9 protein-coding genes are annotated in these 17461 nt (G+C 35.6%); all 9 read right to left on the reverse strand.

Annotated features, from left to right (window positions below):
- Window positions 1–279: 279 nt before the first annotated feature.
- Window positions 280–1674, reverse strand: a complete 1395-nt coding sequence (ltrA, locus tag HMPREF9630_RS04635) for a group II intron reverse transcriptase/maturase (protein ID WP_009527378.1) — start codon at window positions 1672–1674, stop codon at window positions 280–282.
- 519 nt (window positions 1675–2193) lie between these two features.
- Window positions 2194–2382 carry a hypothetical protein gene (locus HMPREF9630_RS04645; protein WP_040465182.1) on the reverse strand — a complete coding sequence of 63 codons (189 nt, stop codon included), beginning with the start codon at window positions 2380–2382 and terminating at the stop codon, window positions 2194–2196.
- A 515-nt stretch (window positions 2383–2897) separates the two neighbouring features.
- Window positions 2898–3071: a hypothetical protein gene (locus tag HMPREF9630_RS10420; RefSeq protein ID WP_176662119.1), complete on the reverse strand. Its 174-nt coding sequence runs from the start codon at window positions 3069–3071 to the stop codon at window positions 2898–2900.
- 51 nt (window positions 3072–3122) lie between these two features.
- Window positions 3123–7067 carry a DUF2357 domain-containing protein gene (locus HMPREF9630_RS04650; RefSeq protein ID WP_009527379.1) on the reverse strand — a complete coding sequence of 1315 codons (3945 nt, stop codon included), beginning with the start codon at window positions 7065–7067 and terminating at the stop codon, window positions 3123–3125.
- A 58-nt stretch (window positions 7068–7125) separates the two neighbouring features.
- Window positions 7126–9729: a hypothetical protein gene (locus tag HMPREF9630_RS04655; RefSeq protein ID WP_009527380.1), complete on the reverse strand. Its 2604-nt coding sequence runs from the start codon at window positions 9727–9729 to the stop codon at window positions 7126–7128.
- Window positions 9730–11835 (reverse strand): hypothetical protein, encoded by a 2106-nt coding sequence (locus HMPREF9630_RS04660; protein ID WP_009527381.1) that lies wholly within the window; start codon window positions 11833–11835, stop codon window positions 9730–9732.
- Window positions 11813–15340, reverse strand: coding sequence for a DEAD/DEAH box helicase (locus HMPREF9630_RS04665; RefSeq protein WP_009527382.1), 3528 nt, complete (start codon window positions 15338–15340; stop codon window positions 11813–11815). Before HMPREF9630_RS04665 ends, HMPREF9630_RS04660 begins: the two co-directional genes overlap by 23 nt.
- The gene (locus HMPREF9630_RS10535; protein WP_242824679.1) at window positions 15337–16167 is read right to left on the reverse strand and encodes a hypothetical protein; all 831 of its coding nucleotides are present in this window, start codon (window positions 16165–16167) and stop codon (window positions 15337–15339) included. Before HMPREF9630_RS10535 ends, HMPREF9630_RS04665 begins: the two co-directional genes overlap by 4 nt.
- 582 nt (window positions 16168–16749) lie before the next feature.
- On the reverse strand, window positions 16750–17436 hold the full coding sequence (locus HMPREF9630_RS04675) for a protein phosphatase 2C domain-containing protein (RefSeq protein ID WP_009527384.1): 687 nt from the start codon (window positions 17434–17436) through the stop codon (window positions 16750–16752).
- Window positions 17437–17461: the final 25 nt, after the last annotated feature.

The following is a 17461-nucleotide window of genomic DNA, read 5'->3' on the forward strand; positions in this document are numbered from 1 at the left end:
TTAACCTTATTTTCTCTAAAAAAACAAGGCCTACTCTAGGCTACCGATACCTTTTAACGATAGCCTATGAATAAGCCTTTGTTTTCTACACTTTATTTACTTAGTGGGTGCAACTTTTGACATCAATACTACCGTCTCAACTTGCAGTTATCTTCAGTTTTTCTTCGTCTGTTATCTTCGCTTGTTTTCTGTTATTACAGACAATAAATCGAGTAGGAGGCGGTGACTAACCGCCGTCCTCTCACAGCACTGTACGTACGGTTCTCGTATACAGCGCTTTCAATAGTTGACGTGCACAGACTGATATGAAGTGGCTAAATCGTAAAAACCACTGTTTATCAGCCTTTTTTTCGTCATTGCCATGTTTATGGCAACTGTGTGTGTTGTAAACCAATAGCCACGTCTGCTGTTTGCCGTTTTCCAAGCCAAGTCTTTGGGAACTCCCATAGCCCTCAGGTTTCGGTATCTTGTTCTCACACGTTTCCATTGTTTCCATATACACATACGTATTCTGTGATAGAGCCATCCGTTGACATCATCCATGTTATTCTTCATACTTGCAATTCCATAGTAGCTAAGCCAACCTCTTGCATATACCTTGATTCTTTCAAGGCTTGGCTTTATTGACTGACAGCGCTTACGGGAAGAAAGCTCTTTCAGTCTCGACTTAAACTTGTCCCATGACTTTGAATGAACTCGTACATATATACCACTTCCGTTCCTTCCCAATGCAAAGCCAAGGAATTTAAAATTTCGGATTGCAAATACGCTGACAGTACGGCTTTTCTCTCGATTCACTGTAAGTTTCAGCTTCTCCTCTAGGTATCTCGTACTGCTCTCTAAGAGTCTCTCCGATGCCCTTTTGCTTTTCGCAAGAAGCACTATATCATCTACATATCTTATGCATGGGACACCTCTTTTCAAGAACTCCCAGTCGAACTCATTGAGGTAGATATTTGCAAGCAAAGGGGATAGATTCCCTCCTTGTGGCGACCCTTCCTCTGTTTCGGTAACTACTCCATTTTCCATTACGCCACTTTTCAGATACCTCTTGATAAGTTGCACCACACGTTCATCTTTTACGTTCTTACTCAGAAGGTTGATAAGAATCTCGTGGTTTATTGTATCGAAATATTTCGATAAGTCTAGAACTACCGCATACATGTAGCCCTGTTCAGCGTACTCCTTAACCTTAAGTATTGCTCCTTTTGCGTCTCTGTTTGGACGGTATCCATAACTGCCGTCTGCAAAAAGTGGCTCATAGATTGTCACTAGCTGCTGTGTTATCGCCTGTTGAAGTATACGGTCTATCACTGTTGGTATGCCAAGCTTTCGCACACCACCATCCGGTTTAGGAATCTCAACTCGTCTTACCGGAGACGGAGTATACTTTCCACGATAGATACGGGATGTTAACTCTTGTTGATGTTCCCGAAGGTAAGGAAGTGCCTCTTCGATGGTCATCCCATCAACTCCAGGTGCTCCCTTGTTTGCCTTAACCCTCTTATACGCTCTGTTAAAGTTATCCTTATACAGTATCGCTTCCAAGAGCTTCGGCTGTGCACTGTCTCTTTCTTTCCATATCAGATTGAATGATCTGCGCGCTTTTGCATACCCTTCATGTTCCGCACTATCTCTCTGCAAACAGCCACTGCTTTCAGTGTATTCTGCCATGTCTAGTCATTCCTCCTTTCTCAGTCATACTTGGGACTCCTACTGATTCGATCCTTTGTCTCTCGACTACTATGACCTCTGCTGACTTCTGTGTGTTCAACATTGCTTTGGGCAATGATTACCTCTTTCGAGGCATATCACACAGACCTCCCCAGGTACCACACGTTTCTTCCTCTCCATCTATCTGCCTCATTTATCATGCATGATTCCGTGTAGTTATCGGACTTTGGCTTGTTTTGCAGTCTTATCCTCATGCATAACCTCATATGAGATTTCTGTTCGTCAGACCAGAGATTTGCCCATGAGTTAGTATCTTCCTCATATCCAGCTTCCTTCAGATTCGAAGTCACCCTCGACACCCTTGCTTTCGGCTATATCCTTCCCACTACCGGGCGGATTCGGGACTTTAACCCGTTAGAAACGTGCACCGCTGGGCGCACAATTAAAAAGCACCACAGTATTCTAAACTGTAAGTGCTTATATTTATCCATAATTATGACATTTCAAAATGTGTATTTACTACTTTTTTCTATATACAATTACCGCCATAAACACAGGAACCGCCAAAGCTACAACACTCAAGGCTATTTGCCTCCAATTTATTCGTTCTTTCTGAGTCAAAAATGGTGGAATTTTAATCTCGTTTTTCATTTCATCTGTCATTCTTTTAGAATTGTTAATTTCGCTTAAATTTTCATTGTTATTCATTTTATTATCTTTTTTTCATCAAATTCTTCAACTTCCCTAACTTTTGATAATTCTGTTTCCCTTTTCTCAGCATCTTACATCTTTTTATAATGAATAATTTCCTATTTCTTATCTTTCATAAGTATATCAAGTCAACCTGTGGCTACTAATGCAATTGAACCAGCCATGATTGATACTGATGAAACAGCTTTTATCGCTGCAATTTTCTTTTCTATATTTTTAGCATTTTCACTTTTGTATTGTTTTTTTGTTCAATTCATTATACAACAGAATGCCCTATACGTCATTCTTTTATGAAAAAGTTGTAAAGTGGTGTATTTATATAAACTTTCTCTTAATGCTATTATTTTCTCTAGAAACAGTGTACCACCCTTGAAGACTTCAATGATGCATGGGTGAAACGCTGGCTATGACAAATAACCGTCTGGCAAGACCACTTCACAGCAAATCTCAAGTCCGTACTGAAAAGTTATATTGAAGGATAATACCTATATACGCACAAAACCCTCTCGACCTTAGTTGACCGAGAGGGTTGTTTTTTTATTATCATTATTAACACCACGATGATATGGCTCTTTATCTACCCATTTTACACTACCATCTTTATAATGGTATCTCTGTTTTCCTACTGGAACATCTATAACTGGCTTATGCTCTATTCCATATAACTGAACACCTGTATGAAACATATTCAAGCCCCACAGGTCAGAACACTGATATGTCCTGCCTTGCTTGTATTGTTAATCATCAATATTAAGAGATATTCTAATTTCCCCTTCAGTATTATTGCCCGTTACATATACGAACAATACATATAACAAATCACAAATTTTTTCGTAAATACCTTTAGAAGTAATCTCTAATTTTAGGAACGAGAATATCTTTGTATTGTTGTCAGCCATCACTTCAAGATACTTGTAAAGTTCTTGCATTTTGGGATTGTTTAATGACAAGTATTTATTTGTTATCATCGAGTCATTCAAATTACGAAGTCTCATAATTCCAAGAATATACTCTAAACAATACTTTACATTTTCTAAATCGTCCTTTAGCACACGTTCACCTCTTGAACGATATAATGCACTACCAATATAATCTACTGCCTTTGGTAGATAGTTGTTCAGCAACATATCCAAATCTGCATTATAAACGAATTGCTCATTGTGCCATACTGCCTTTGCTAAAATACCTATTGCCTCATAACCTTCAGCCACTTCGCTTAACGTAAACTCCATTAGTTCCTTCTGCATATCATTTGTCAAATCACAAAAGGCACAACCAATTTCATATGGAACATCTATCTCTCCATGTCTATACATTTCCAACAACTCATAGGCCATTTCGTAATAGTCTTTTCCTATATCCTTAGCTGCTAATGAAAGAAGAGTAAACAGTTCTTTTTTATCATTTGGTTCTCTGTATTGATAAAACAGATTGACCCAATTATTAACAGACCTAGCAAAACTTTTCTGGAAATCCGGTGGGCATTCTCTTTCTGCCAACGATCTATTATTGGCAAATAATGTTCTCGTCCATTTTCCATAATAAGCATTTGTAAAAAATCTAGGTGGAACAGGCGTTTTTCCGCCTTCACAAATATTTCTTGCTTTAAATTTTTTCAATGGTTCTGGTCCATCTTCATCATGTATATTTATAGCCTGCAAATTTCCATTTGGTAACTTTCTTACTTCAAATGTAATGTCATTTATTCCAGTATGAAATCTATCGGGCATATCAAACTTCTGATCAATGATAGCTATTGTTTTCATATCTCCATCATAATCAAAATTTACGATACACTGATATCCGCCATTTCTATTTGTAAACCATAAATTATCTCTTGTTCTCGCTTCCCAGAGATTTGATATTCTATATCGCTTTCCACTCTTCTTTTTATCCTCATAAAACTTCGGTTCAATCCAACATGATATTTCTGAGATAGTTTGTGGTGGTATTGAATCTCTATCCCAATCTCTTTGTGACCACTGTACCTTTACATCTTCGCCATCTTTTTCAAAAACAAATTCACCATACCATCTTCCATCTTTATCCTGTTTCATAAATGTATCGGAAATATCAAAAGTATAATAGCCCTCATTCAAAAGTTTAAACTCATCTTCTATTACATCAAATACATTAATCAAATCACCTTTTCTGCCTGGATAACGATGCAGTTCTGCCCACGGTATCTTTGTAGGGAAATCAGGTGCTTCTAAGTCTTCGGCATCATATTTCTCCAATCTGAACCATTTTACTTTTGCTTCCGAAAAACCTGCTGTTTTAGAATCTTTTGGAACAAAAACTAATTCGTATGGCTCTTCTGCCCCATACTGATATGTCATCATCAAACCGCATTCTACATCATGATTAAGTGGAAATGCTGGATTCTTAATAACAGCCTCATATTGCATCTTTCTGGCATTTTCATCTTGGACTAGATTAAAATGGTATTCCTTGCACTTTTTAGGCAAAGTAAATGTTCCCATAATTGGAATGCTTTGTTTTTCCTCAAATCTTGGCTCAACTCTAGCATTTTTAATCAAGTCAAATTTTCCATACATCAGCTTAATCGCTAAAGCAGGCAGGTGGTCATGCCACAATGGGATATCTGTTAATTGTTCTAGTCTTTCTAATTCCTTACACCCCTCCAATGCAGCTTGTTTGCCAATACTGTAATATGGCAAACTTCCTTTATACATTAGATTGTCGACAAGTGAAACAATATGAACATTTGCTCCACGAACAATAGATCTATTGCGCATAAGAAACTCAGCTACCGCATCAGTAATATTTAATTTGAATCGGTCTACTATCTGCTTAATTTCAGATGTTACCTGAAACCATTCACTACCGAAGAATACGCTCAAATTATCTACTCCATCACGCAAACCATCTAAGCCAAGCAATTTATATAATTTCTCTGACTTAGCACAACCTGCTTTGGTTAGAAGGTCAATAATGTTATTATCTATTTCATCTTTAAAAAGAGTAGTCGAAGTAGGATGTCTTTCCCATACAATTCCTTTGTAATCACTTAATTCACTTTCGAGTTTTTCATCATGCTCACCAGCTACTAAAGTAAATGTCACCTCATCATCTATGAGATTTACAACCAAAAGGAAATCTCCTGGTTCAAAATTATTCCTAAAGCTATCGGTTGTTTGATATTTAAAGGCAGTTCCTATACTTAATGGTACATTTCTAACCCTTCTATATACCATTCTAGCTGCTTTATGAACCATACTTAACTGAAGTTCATTGTAAGCGTCCGGAAAAACATAAGTGAATGAATCCGTTACTATATAGTTTTCCATCATATGAACCAAACGTTTCATCTGATCCATGGAACCATTATCCACAGCAAACGGAATTGTATAAGTATCTGTCACCCCAGATATCATTTTGATAGCATTTGAATTATCACACGGAATATAATAATCCCTCTCATCACCATCAATGTCTCTTCCAGTATATCTCTGTTGTAATAATCTTTCTGTTAATTTTTCGTATGATGCATCATCACCTATGTAGCTTGGGTGTAACGAAAATAAGTCAACGACAATATTCTGAAACTTTTGTGCCTCTTTTCTCTGCACCACAGAATTTGTTTTTGGTGACCCTACTCCCAATTTTGTTGCTATTAACTTCACATAAGTATATATTTTATCCTGTGTTACCTCATATTCTTTGTCTTCTTCTTTGCTCACCCTAACAATAAGTTTATTACCTATAAATTCTACATCAATATCTTTCTTTGCAGACTTAAGGTATATATGATTATTGTCCTTACTAATTTGAACTGTATTTCCGTCTCCATCCAAGCAAAATAATTGTTTTTCACACAAATACACTCTATACTCATCATAATCGACCTCTACAGGCTCCTGCGGTATTTGAAGTATTTCTCTGAAATAAACTAACAATTCAACAAAAAATATAGTTGCTAAACGCTCTCCCATATAATCAGAATCATTTTGTATGCGTTCATCTAATTTTTTCATTTCATTCCACGCATGCCATATTTTTTTATAATTCTGATCTGAAAGAAGGGTATTATTAGGCGGTAAATTTTCCCATCTTCTTACTTCTGCAATATCATCTCGTCTTAAGAAGACTGCCAATTCGTCACGCATGTCTTCTTCTTCAGCTATCTGTCGTTGATCAATTTCTCCTAAACTCTCCAACTTAGTATTTAGCTGTTCAAATATCTCCTTTGCAAAAGCAACAAATAGTCTGTTTTCTGCCGTATCAAAGCTCATTCTTCTTTGAACAGCCATGATAGAATTACCAGCCGAAGAAACTTTCTGTCTGATTGTTCTTCCGGATTGTCTACTCAACCAATTCAGACCGTAGCTATTAATCTCTCTAACTTTGTACACAGGCATCTGAACATTTTCACGAATAATCTTTTCGCGCATATTTTCATTCAGGTGCCTAAAGGCCAAGTCCGAATCATCCACAATACTAGAAAGTGCATCCTTCAAGGTATGTATATTAGACATTTTGTCCGCATTCTGTTCTACCATTTTTTTCAGACTATAATCGAGAGTATCTTCCTCCATATAATCTAATATTCTAATTATCCAATTTTGAATAAACAGTAACAGTTTTGCCTCTTTTTTAAGTTCATTATCATCACTCCCAAAGGCTTTACAAAACTGCTCATAGTTATCGATTTGTCTCATAACCTACGCCCTTTCTAAATAAAAGTATGTGGCTTAAGAATGATTCTTTACTCTACTTTTATTCTTGTGATTCATTTTCTTCTTTCTCATCAAGGTATTTTGCACTATTCCAAATAAACTGACCATATCCCTGTTCTCTAGCAATTTGGAAATCTTCCTGTAAGCTTGCAAAATCGTGGGTTACAAGTAAGTCTTCAATTTTATCAAGACTGCTCTTTCCTCGTTTATCACGAGTTTCAATACCTCTCAATTTTGGCATGATTTTCTGTACAATTTGGTCCTCAAAAGCAGTTCTCATTGCCTCTTTTAATTCGCCAGTCAATTCACTGTTTGTTGGAACCCATACAATCTTGCCCTTTTCGTTCTGTTTAGGCTGATAATTCATAGCTTGTCTAACAGTAGGATAATTTGCAATGTAGTACTCAATAGACTGCCATACACGATGTCCTAATGCTCTACCAACCTCTTCTAATGCATTATTAATTTTCTGAACGATTATTCTATAACTCTCAACTTCTTTCTTTTGTTCTTCAGAAAACTCGATTGTATGACTTGTCCATGACTGCCAGGTATCCTTATGAAGTTTTGCTCTATCATCACTGATATAGTCCGTAATAAGTCCCATTTTTGCTCTACTTTCGAGATTCTTTGGTCTAGGGAAATTAATTACAATTCCTCTATCCAAAACTTTATCTGAAAGTGACTTAGTAGTTTCGTCTTGGTTCATTGTACCTGTCCAAAGCAAAGTTCTAGAAAGTTTTAATCCATAAGGCTTTACTCCGGCACCTAATTTAACCTCTATTTCAGGCAAGTAACTACGTGACAGACCACGTCTAGATTCCAACTTACTCAAGAATTCTGCAAAATAGTGTTCTACATGAGCCAAGTTCATCTCGTCCAAAAGGACAACGCTCATATATTCATTGTATCTATGATCAGTTGTACACTGAACCAAAAACTTAAGTAATTCTTCTGGTTCAAACTGATTATCGATAGAATTAAAGAATCCCAACATTGACTCCTGACTATCCCAGTTTGGTTGTACTGCCACAGAACAGAAATTCAAGCCACCAAATTCAGAATACAAACGTGGAAGTTCTGACTTACCTGTTCCACTGACACCAGCCAATACAGTAATTGTTGACCATTCATTTATTTTTAAAGCAGTGTGGAATGCATATAGAATTCTCTTATTAAACTTAATTCCATATTCCTCACACTTCTTCCAAACATCCTCAAGCCATGCAATCTCGTCCTTCTTATTGTATCTACTATCTAATCCATCTCCAGCTCCGACCAAATCCTTTTTATCATCCATTGCACCTGTCATGATAGCAGCAATACGAGCATCTCTATCCGCCACTCTGCCTTCAGGAGTTGATAACCTAACCAATTCTTGATTTTTTGCCTCTAACTGATTTTCTAATGACTTACATGTAGCTAATAATGATTTGTGTTCGCTACCTAATGTTCTGAATTGTGCTTCAAGCGAAGCCACTCTTCCTTGTGAATCACTTAAATGTCTGTTTTCTTCTAACAGTCTTTCTACTTCAGCTTTTGCTTCTCTATATGCGGCTGATAATGAATCCAATTCTGCTTTATCTGATGAATTTGATAGCTTATCTCGAAGTTGCTTATTACTGTCCTCCAACTGCTTTATTGACTGGATTAACACTTGTGGATCCTCTCCATAAGCCTCTCTGAAGCTCTTTACTAATTCGATTTCTCCAACTGTCGCAGCTAACTGTTCTCTTAAACTCTCTAATTCCTTATTCTTCGTTTCAATTAATTGATTCAACTTCTTAATAGTATCCTCTATTTTCTGGTTTACAACCTCTGTGAGATTACTATCTGCCTCTTCAATTCTTGTACGTTCTCTTTCTAATCTTCTCTTATCACGTTCTAAAACTATCTGCTGATCGAGCAAATCTTCTTCTCTTTTTTCAAGTTCTTTTTCCAAACCTTCAACCCTAGTATTTTCAGCTTGTACCCTTGCTTGCTCACTACTAAGTGCAGATTCTCCTCTTGTCAATTCAGCGGTTCTTTCTGCTATTTCAGTTTCAAGATGCTGCAGTGCTAATTCTCTTTCTTCTTTTAACTTAGCTTTTTGTTCCTCACGTTGTTTCTGAAGTTCTTTTTCACTATCTTCTCTAGCCTTCTTTAACTCCGCTTCCTGACTCTTTCTTAATGCGTCTAATTCCTTTTTAGCCTCTATTCTAGCACCTTCAAGTTCCTTATCTAATTCTGCAATTGCCTTCTGTCTGCTCTTTTCAAATTCGCCTCTTTTTCCATCTAGTTCTGCGACAAAATCAGTTCTACTCTTTGCTTGCTCTTCTGATAATTTTGATTTAGCTTCGGCATATTCTGAGTTAATTTTTAGCTTTAAGCCTTCTTCTATAGTCTTTTCTCTTTCATCAAGAGCCACATTTTTTTGATGAATTCTAACTGACTCTGCTTCAAGTTCACTTGCTTTTTCAGCTAATTCTTTCTGCCACTTTGCTAACTCTGTTTCTCTTGCTTCGAGAGCCTTTTTTACTGCCTCAATATCAACTTCTGGAGTTGAATCTACATCAACATTTTCAGTTTCACTCATTACTTCTGTTTCCTGCACTACTTCCTGTGAAACTTCTTGTTCAATATCCTGCTTTACTTCAGTACTCATTTAGTTTCCTCCTATCAGTTTAACAATATCTAGCATATTATCTCTAATCTTATTTAGAGCCTGCGTATTTACACTTAATGCCACATTGTTACCATGTTTTCTCAATTGAACTAACTGCTCAATAATCTGAACAAAATTAGCATTCTTCAGTTTATCAACCACATCATCTTTTTGATAATACAGATACACCATTGCATTGGCACCCAATGTACCATTTTCACTCATTAATATCTGTGCAACAAAAACTTCATTTACAGTATCAAAACTACTTGAAACTACACCCTTTTCTTTTAATTTTGAAAGAATTTCTGATTTACCTAACTGCGAATTTTTTCTTATATCCTTCAAAGCATAATATAATGTATCCTGCATAATTCTATACAATATGTCGAAATATTCTGCTGCTTCCGGGTAATGCACCTTGTCTGGTGATACTAAAATCCATTCTTCTTTTATTGTCTCAGGCAATAAATTGTAATAATACAAGGTCCCTAATCTTTTAGAAAGACTTACTTCTGCATTCAACTTATCCTGCGAAATTTGAGATAGCACTCTTCTATTCTTCACTCCATTACTATCGCCAATGTCATAGTCTGGTTGTAATATCGTAATAAAATCAATCAACAAATCATGTATCTCTTTATTTCTTCTCTTATCTACCTCATTAGTAAAAGTCTGATGGGCTAAATCACCATGCTCTCTAAAGAGGTTACGCAAAACTCTAAATAGACCTGGTCTTTTATTAAACAACTCTCTAAATTCACACTGACTATTGTGAACCGAAGTTACAGTTGCCAGACTTAGGGCAACCCTTAATTCCGGAGTATTTGTTCTAAACATTCTTTTGATTCTGTTACTATCCAAAGAATAGAACAGTTCTTCATATCTTTCGGGATTTACAACTCCAATTTTCTCTGCCATCTGAAGCAGTGTATTGGCATTTTGGAAAGCTGTTTGATTCTCGATTATGCTACTAACATTGCTATTCATCGGATATTTTGTATCATAGTAGAATAAACTCCATTCAAAAGCTGAATAGCAATTCAGCAGAAACTTTTTTTGTTCTGCCTGCAACATTTGATTTTCATCACGGCTTGCAAACGCATCGTTTTCACTTTCATCTTCATCATCTGAGCATTCATATACTTTTGAAAAAGAATTAATTCGTGACATTAAACTTCTAAGTTCTCGATATTTATAATTAGGTGTAACCTTCGTTTCTTCATCTGATTCTTCTTCAGTTTCTTGAATAATATTCCTTGTAGCTCTTTCTTTAACCACTGAAATGAAATCTGGGTGGTTTTTCTTAATATAATCATTTACAAAGTCTATATTAACTACTAATCCATCTGAAACTAATATTTCATCAATATTTCCATCTTGGACAACAGCTTGCATATGAAAATACACATCATCAGAAGAAGTATTTTCAATAGCCCATTCTTGTGCATACTCGATAGAATCAAAATTAACGTTTTCTTGTACAATTCTGTTATATTTATCTATCACCGCTCTTAATGAAGAACTTTGAAGCATCCCTTTCTTTTTATCGCCTCTGTTCTGTCGGAGAATTTTTCCCTTAATTCTTATTGGATTACCCACAGTTCCATATTCAACAGTTAACAATGACCCTTGAATATTCTCTATAGGATCTGATATTAATTCGCCTTTTTGTATGTATGGTAATATTTCTCCGGTCTGATTGATAACAAACACTTTAGCCTGAGCAAACTCAACATTTGCATCATCTGTAATTTTTTCATCGACACGAATATATTTTTTCCCTTGCTCTGTCAAATCTCTGCCATTATCTTGAAGAAGATCCATCTCCTGTAATCTAATGATAATAAAATTTATCAGATCAGGTGTTAGACACAATATATCGGCCATATCCTCTGATGTTGTTGTCTTATATGCAATCAGTTTCAATACAGCTTCTTCAAATACATCTAACTTACTATCACCCTTTACCTTGACTGGCAAAATAACATCATACGAACTACATTCCAAGAAAAAATCGACTTTTTTTCCAAGCACCGAAATATTAGGAAAACATTCCGCATAATTCTTAGTTTTGAATAAACTAAACACTTTCGGATTGGCCATCGTATATCACATCCTCTCCCTTACAAAGTTCATACAATCTTTTCATTCCAGGCACGCATATTTCTGCAATGCGTCCCCATTCTCCGTTGTAAAACATTTCTGTATTTCCAACAACAATTAGTAATTTTTTCTGTCTACTTAAAGAAACACATAATCTGTTTTCAGATATTAAGAAACCGTAATTCTGCATTCCAACTTTATCGCGGTATATTTCCCACTCTTTGTATTCTTCTGATTTCTTATCAATCTGCTTTTTATCAATTCCTTTATACTTTTCTAAATAATCGTAATTAATTGGTTCGGGTTTCGAAGTCTTATCAATTCTAACCATCGGTTTCTTATCATTGCTTCTTACTACCGATAAGAAGATTACATCAAATTCCATTCCCTGAAAGGCATCTACACTTCCTACTCGAACTCTCTTTGCATCGTCACCCAACTTGTTCTTAAGTTTTCGTTTTATGCTTTTAAATTGCTCGCTATAGAATGTGATGACTCCATAGGTAAGATCTTTACCTTCCTCCAATTTCATGTAATACTCAATTTTTTCAACTATAAAGTCAGCTTCACAATCTCTAACTCTACTTGTTCCCTCTTTATGCTCTTTACCGTATTTATCTGGAAAGTTATACCACTCCAACGGAAGAGTTTTTTGAGAAATAAACTGTTGATAATTTGATGCTGGCATAGGAGAAGCAAACTGCTCATCATTTGGTTGATAAAATACTTCATTTACAAACTCACCAAGCATAGGGTGCATTCTGTATTGAGCGTCCAAAACAATAGTTCTAGGAACATTGTCAATTTTCTCAAGTTCCTTGGCTTTCTCCAAAAGGTACTCAAACATACTCTTTTTGATATTGTTCATATCAACAGTTTCACCGTTTTCTTTCATACTTTCAAAAACTTCTTCATCATAAATATGAGGCAACTGTCGATGGTCTCCAACCAAAATAATTCTCTTCTTTGCCTGTGCTAACGGAATCATTAAGTCTGCCGGGCTTACTCGTGCAGCTTCATCTACAATAACTGTTTCGTATTCAGGATGTTCATCTGAATATTTATTTATCCCTTTAGCTTCTTTGATTTCAACACCTTCACTTTGCTGTGTAGTCGCAGAATATACAAACAAGTAATGTTCTAAAGATCGTTCCACCTCTGATCTATTGGTTCGTAACTCTTTCAATAAATCTGCTAAAATTGCAGCCTTCTCATCTTGATGTTTTTTTACACTCTGATTTATCTGTTTATAAATCTTTGAGATTTCTTCATCTGGTACTTCTTTTTTATATGAAGGTTTAGGAACACACTTATCCAATAAATATGTTTTTGCATCGCATAATTTTTCTAATAATTCTTTACTCGGCTCTTTTCCATAACACATTGCAGCCTCATCAAGAATATCAAAAACTTTTCGGTTTTCTGGTATACTCTGGTTTATCCCCATATCCTCAAGATTTTGTAATAGATAATCTGCATTGTCTGCTCCATCATCCATAAAACCTTCTCTTGTAGTTCTTAATCTTCTAATAAGCAGCAATAGCTCCGAAGTCTTTTCTCCACCACTAACACTTCTTGACTCAATCATTCTACTTATTTTTTTATCAAGTTCTACATCAGTATTTATTTCCTTCGCACACTGTAAAAATTCCAAAGCATTCTTATCACTTGGATATATTAAATACATATTATGCAAACGACTTAATCTATTTCTCTTTTCAGTTTCAATCAGTTCAGGATTTTTTGCATTTAACCTTGCAATGTATTCTTCACACCACTCTTCAATAACTCGTTCTCTGGTAAGATCCTCTTCCCCAGCTCGATCCTGTTTACCAAATTTAATTGTAGGTAATGAATTAATTCTTAATCGTTCAATAACATTTCTTACCGCGTCATGCTGAAAACTCGTTATTAATACTTGTCCATTTACTTTCTCTCGCTTATCGCATAATTCATTCAAACGTTCGATAATCGCAGTAATAACTGTTGTTTTTCCTGTTCCAGGAGGTCCTTGAATAATTGCAATATCTGGTGTGTTAAGTGCAATATCTATTGCCTTCTTCTGGGTTTCTGTCGGTTCATATTTGAAAATCTTTTCCTTCACAAAACTAGATAATGGCATTATTTTCTTTCTAGTAGAATATGCACCTAATTCTTCAGTAAGTTGCCCCTCTAAAATCAAACCCAATGCTGGATTTGCGGCATTTCCTTCTGCAATTCTTTTTCTAGCCTCTTCTCTTCTTGCAATCTGTCTTTCATCTCCAAAAATAGATAAAGAGACATATTTCTGCTCCGGCAGATGACCATCCTCAGTTTCTATAATAAATCCACCATTTTTTCTCTTATTGACTCTTACTTGTACTCCTTTATTAATCGAATACCCTATTTGACTTGCTTCTTTTGATAAAGTTCTGTAATCGCTCCATGTCATTTCACGGTCTGCTAAATACACAGGTATTTCATCCGAAAAGAATAAATAAGTATCATTTGCTATCAGTTCTTCTGCTTCTTTTGTTAAGCCCGAATAAGGCAAATGAATACCTTCGCTATCAAAGGTTGCAGCTCCTCGATTTACAGTTATTAAGCCAACTTTTCGGACTTCTTCTAATAAAAGATTTCCTTCTTGTTCAGCATATTGGTTCCATAAGTCTAGATACCCTTTTGTACTCTCTAATGTTTCTTTAACCTTTTTTGAAAGGATAGAATTATGGTCAAAGAACTCTAAAGTTCCCTCCGCCATACGCATCATTGGTACGTTCTGCTTTCTTTTTCCTATTTTTTCAACATACAGTTTTTCGTTGAATTTATCACCTTGAATAGAAACATATATGTAGAACTCGCGGCCATAAATGACCAGTGTATCTTTCTTTTGTTTTTCCTTCTCAATAATTTGTTCTATTTTTTCTTTATCTAACTTTTCTTCTTTTTCAGATTCATTCTCTGATGCAGCCGATTCTTCAGTTTTCACTTCCGGCGATGGAATTTTCCCCTTATCAGCATCTTCTACTTCGTTTTCATCCTGTTCTTCAGAGCCAAAATAGTACTTTCCACTTGTATACGCAAAGTATGAACTAACTCCATCAGAAAGCTTAAAATTCTCTTCTAAAACTTGTTCTAATGTTTCTCTACCTTTAACATACTTTTTTTCAATATTACTTTTCATTTCATCACTGAGAATAACTGGTGTTTTTCCCCAACGTTGCAAATTGTAAAAGAAACCTATATGAAGGAAAAACACTTTTCCATCATCACCGGCATCACTGCAACTAGTAACATTTGCAAGACAATAGAAGTGTCTATTAAATGACTCCATTATTAGCTTTGCGTCATTTTTATCCACAATCGAAAAATCTATAACATTGTCCTTAGTTATAAACTTAAATTGATTGTCACCAAACATTTCTACTCGACCGTTCTTCGCAACAATCTTTTGTTTAATCGTCATCCTACATTGTATATCAGTAAAACAACTATCTTGATTCATCACCAATTCATTTATTATCATTGCTTCACCTCAATTTCTAATAAATAATCATTACCATTTCTTTTATCGATAGTAGAAAGCATAAGATTTTTTGTAGAACTAAATTTTGTACTTCCATATATTTGCTTGCCTATACTATCATTCAAAAAGAAATCATATTGATTCGAGAGATCTCCAATCTCAATTCCATCTTCTACACAAGCGATTCTTAAAACCGTCTCATCTAAGTGATTGCTGCTAAATCCCTCCAAGACTCTCAATGGAACATTAAGAACACCTTCAGATTTTTCGTGTACAAAATCCCACTTAAATTCTTTTCTATCTCCGACAATCTTGTATGCAGTAACTTTAATTACACTGTTTTCAACATCACACCACGGACAAACCGATTCCTCATTTCCGTAATAATCCATTTGGCAACATTTGCATCTTACTGTGTGATCTAATTCCTTTGCCAAAACATATGACCATTCTGGCATCGTTGTTCGTTTCTGCCTGTTTCTTCTTCCTGTTTCACTAAAAGTTTTTTGGAATTTCTCAAAAAGCGAAGCATTAACAAACATCTCAATCGGCATACCTGAAAATGATCTATTACTATCATCTTCTTCATCGCATACCCAAGCAAAGGCACCAGTACAGGTATAATCTTCCTCAGGTGCATCTAACATATCAAGTTCATCCAACATCTCTGATGCTGCAAATCCCATAAATGGATGACTCATTGTCAATTCCCAAAACAATGCTATCGCAAAAGAAAAGGCATCAGAATACATTGTCTTACCCTTGTCTTCATATATTTCAGGAACACCATAGCCGGGACTATGCAATCCTCCGTTCCTTTTCTTCATAGACTCCTTCATAAAACTCAAATTGTCGCAGTCAATCAACCACACATGTGACATTTGAGGGTCGGCAGATACAAACATGTTTTTTTCAGATATATCACAATATACAAGTCCACTAGCATGAATTTTCGCTAGTACACATGAAGCGTTTAGAAAAGCATTCAATCTCTTACGCATTCCACCCGTTGCAATATATTTTTGTAACCTATCTCCCAAATACTCATTAGCCTCTTTCATGCTATTAATCCATTCATTATTTGGGAGTTCATAATCATCTCCGCTAAAGGCCTCTTCAAATGACACCATGCCATCTAACATCTTCATGGTATATCCCACAACATCCCTTAATATCGTCTGCGGAAGAGTTAAGTTTGTATTCTCTAACATCGGTAAAATTCTTATATTATCAAATTTATCATTATTAGATGTGTCCTTCTCTATTTCCTGCGTCATTGGATTCCATTCCAATTTAAGTAACACATTCGGTTCTTCTGTTAGATAAACAATGCCCTGTCCACCACTACTTAACACTTTTGATGCAACATGACTTCTACCATATGTATCTACATATATATCTTTAGCCATTTATCTCTCACCTTCCATCACGAAAGCCAAGGTTTTATCATCCATCCCCGGCCAATCTTTTAGCCATGACTCTATTTCTTCAATCACTTTATCTTTTTCTTTATAAGAATACTCATCAACAAATTCTTGCGTAAATCCTGTTATATCTTCTTCTTGCATTGTTCCTATTTCAACACCATCAGTACATGATAACGCCCCATGAAATCTCGAATATTCTATTTCAACTATTTCAATCTTTTCTCGATCTAGTTCTTCCTTCAAACAATCAGTTTCATTTGCGAAATAATTTTCTTTTTTATCATATAAACATGTAACTTTTCCATCCGCATAGATAGCCAAAAAACCGTCACCTAATCTAGCAGCTTTAATCGTGTTTTCTCTCACCACAGCAACAAGTAGTGTTGCATAACACTGTTTAATATCATAATCAGATAAACGCTTTTTCCACTCCTCATGACATGCATAAATAATATCCTTAAAGCTTATTACATCCAAATCAAATGCATAATTACTTACTACATCGAATACACTTTCGCATATACATTTTGATCCAAAATGTGAAAGTGACTTACTCCCCATTCCATCGGAAACCACCATAATGTATCCATCTTTATATGGTTTGCTTAAAAAAGAGTCTTGATTCACATCATGATAACTTCCCATTATCGATAATCCACCAGAAATCACCTTATCACCTCACATTCGTATTCAT

It is taken from the genome of Peptoanaerobacter stomatis (assembly GCF_000238095.2).
In the GTDB taxonomy this organism is placed as follows: Bacteria; Bacillota; Clostridia; order Peptostreptococcales; family Filifactoraceae; genus Peptoanaerobacter; species Peptoanaerobacter stomatis_A.

What these genes read in the sequence shown, in the direction of transcription:
- ltrA (WP_009527378.1), bottom strand. Translation starts at nt 1,674, where the DNA reads ATGGCAGAATACACTGAAAGCAGTGGCTGTTTGCAGAGAGATAGTGCG.
- HMPREF9630_RS10535 (WP_242824679.1), bottom strand. Translation starts at nt 16,167, where the DNA reads ATGAAGAAAAGGAACGGAGGATTGCATAGTCCCGGCTATGGTGTTCCT.
- HMPREF9630_RS04655 (WP_009527380.1), bottom strand. Translation starts at nt 9,729, where the DNA reads ATGAGTACTGAAGTAAAGCAGGATATTGAACAAGAAGTTTCACAGGAA.
- HMPREF9630_RS10420 (WP_176662119.1), bottom strand. Translation starts at nt 3,071, where the DNA reads ATGTTTCATACAGGTGTTCAGTTATATGGAATAGAGCATAAGCCAGTT.
- HMPREF9630_RS04645 (WP_040465182.1), bottom strand. Translation starts at nt 2,382, where the DNA reads ATGAATAACAATGAAAATTTAAGCGAAATTAACAATTCTAAAAGAATG.
- HMPREF9630_RS04650 (WP_009527379.1), bottom strand. Translation starts at nt 7,067, where the DNA reads ATGAGACAAATCGATAACTATGAGCAGTTTTGTAAAGCCTTTGGGAGT.
- HMPREF9630_RS04660 (WP_009527381.1), bottom strand. Translation starts at nt 11,835, where the DNA reads ATGGCCAATCCGAAAGTGTTTAGTTTATTCAAAACTAAGAATTATGCG.
- HMPREF9630_RS04665 (WP_009527382.1), bottom strand. Translation starts at nt 15,340, where the DNA reads ATGATAATAAATGAATTGGTGATGAATCAAGATAGTTGTTTTACTGAT.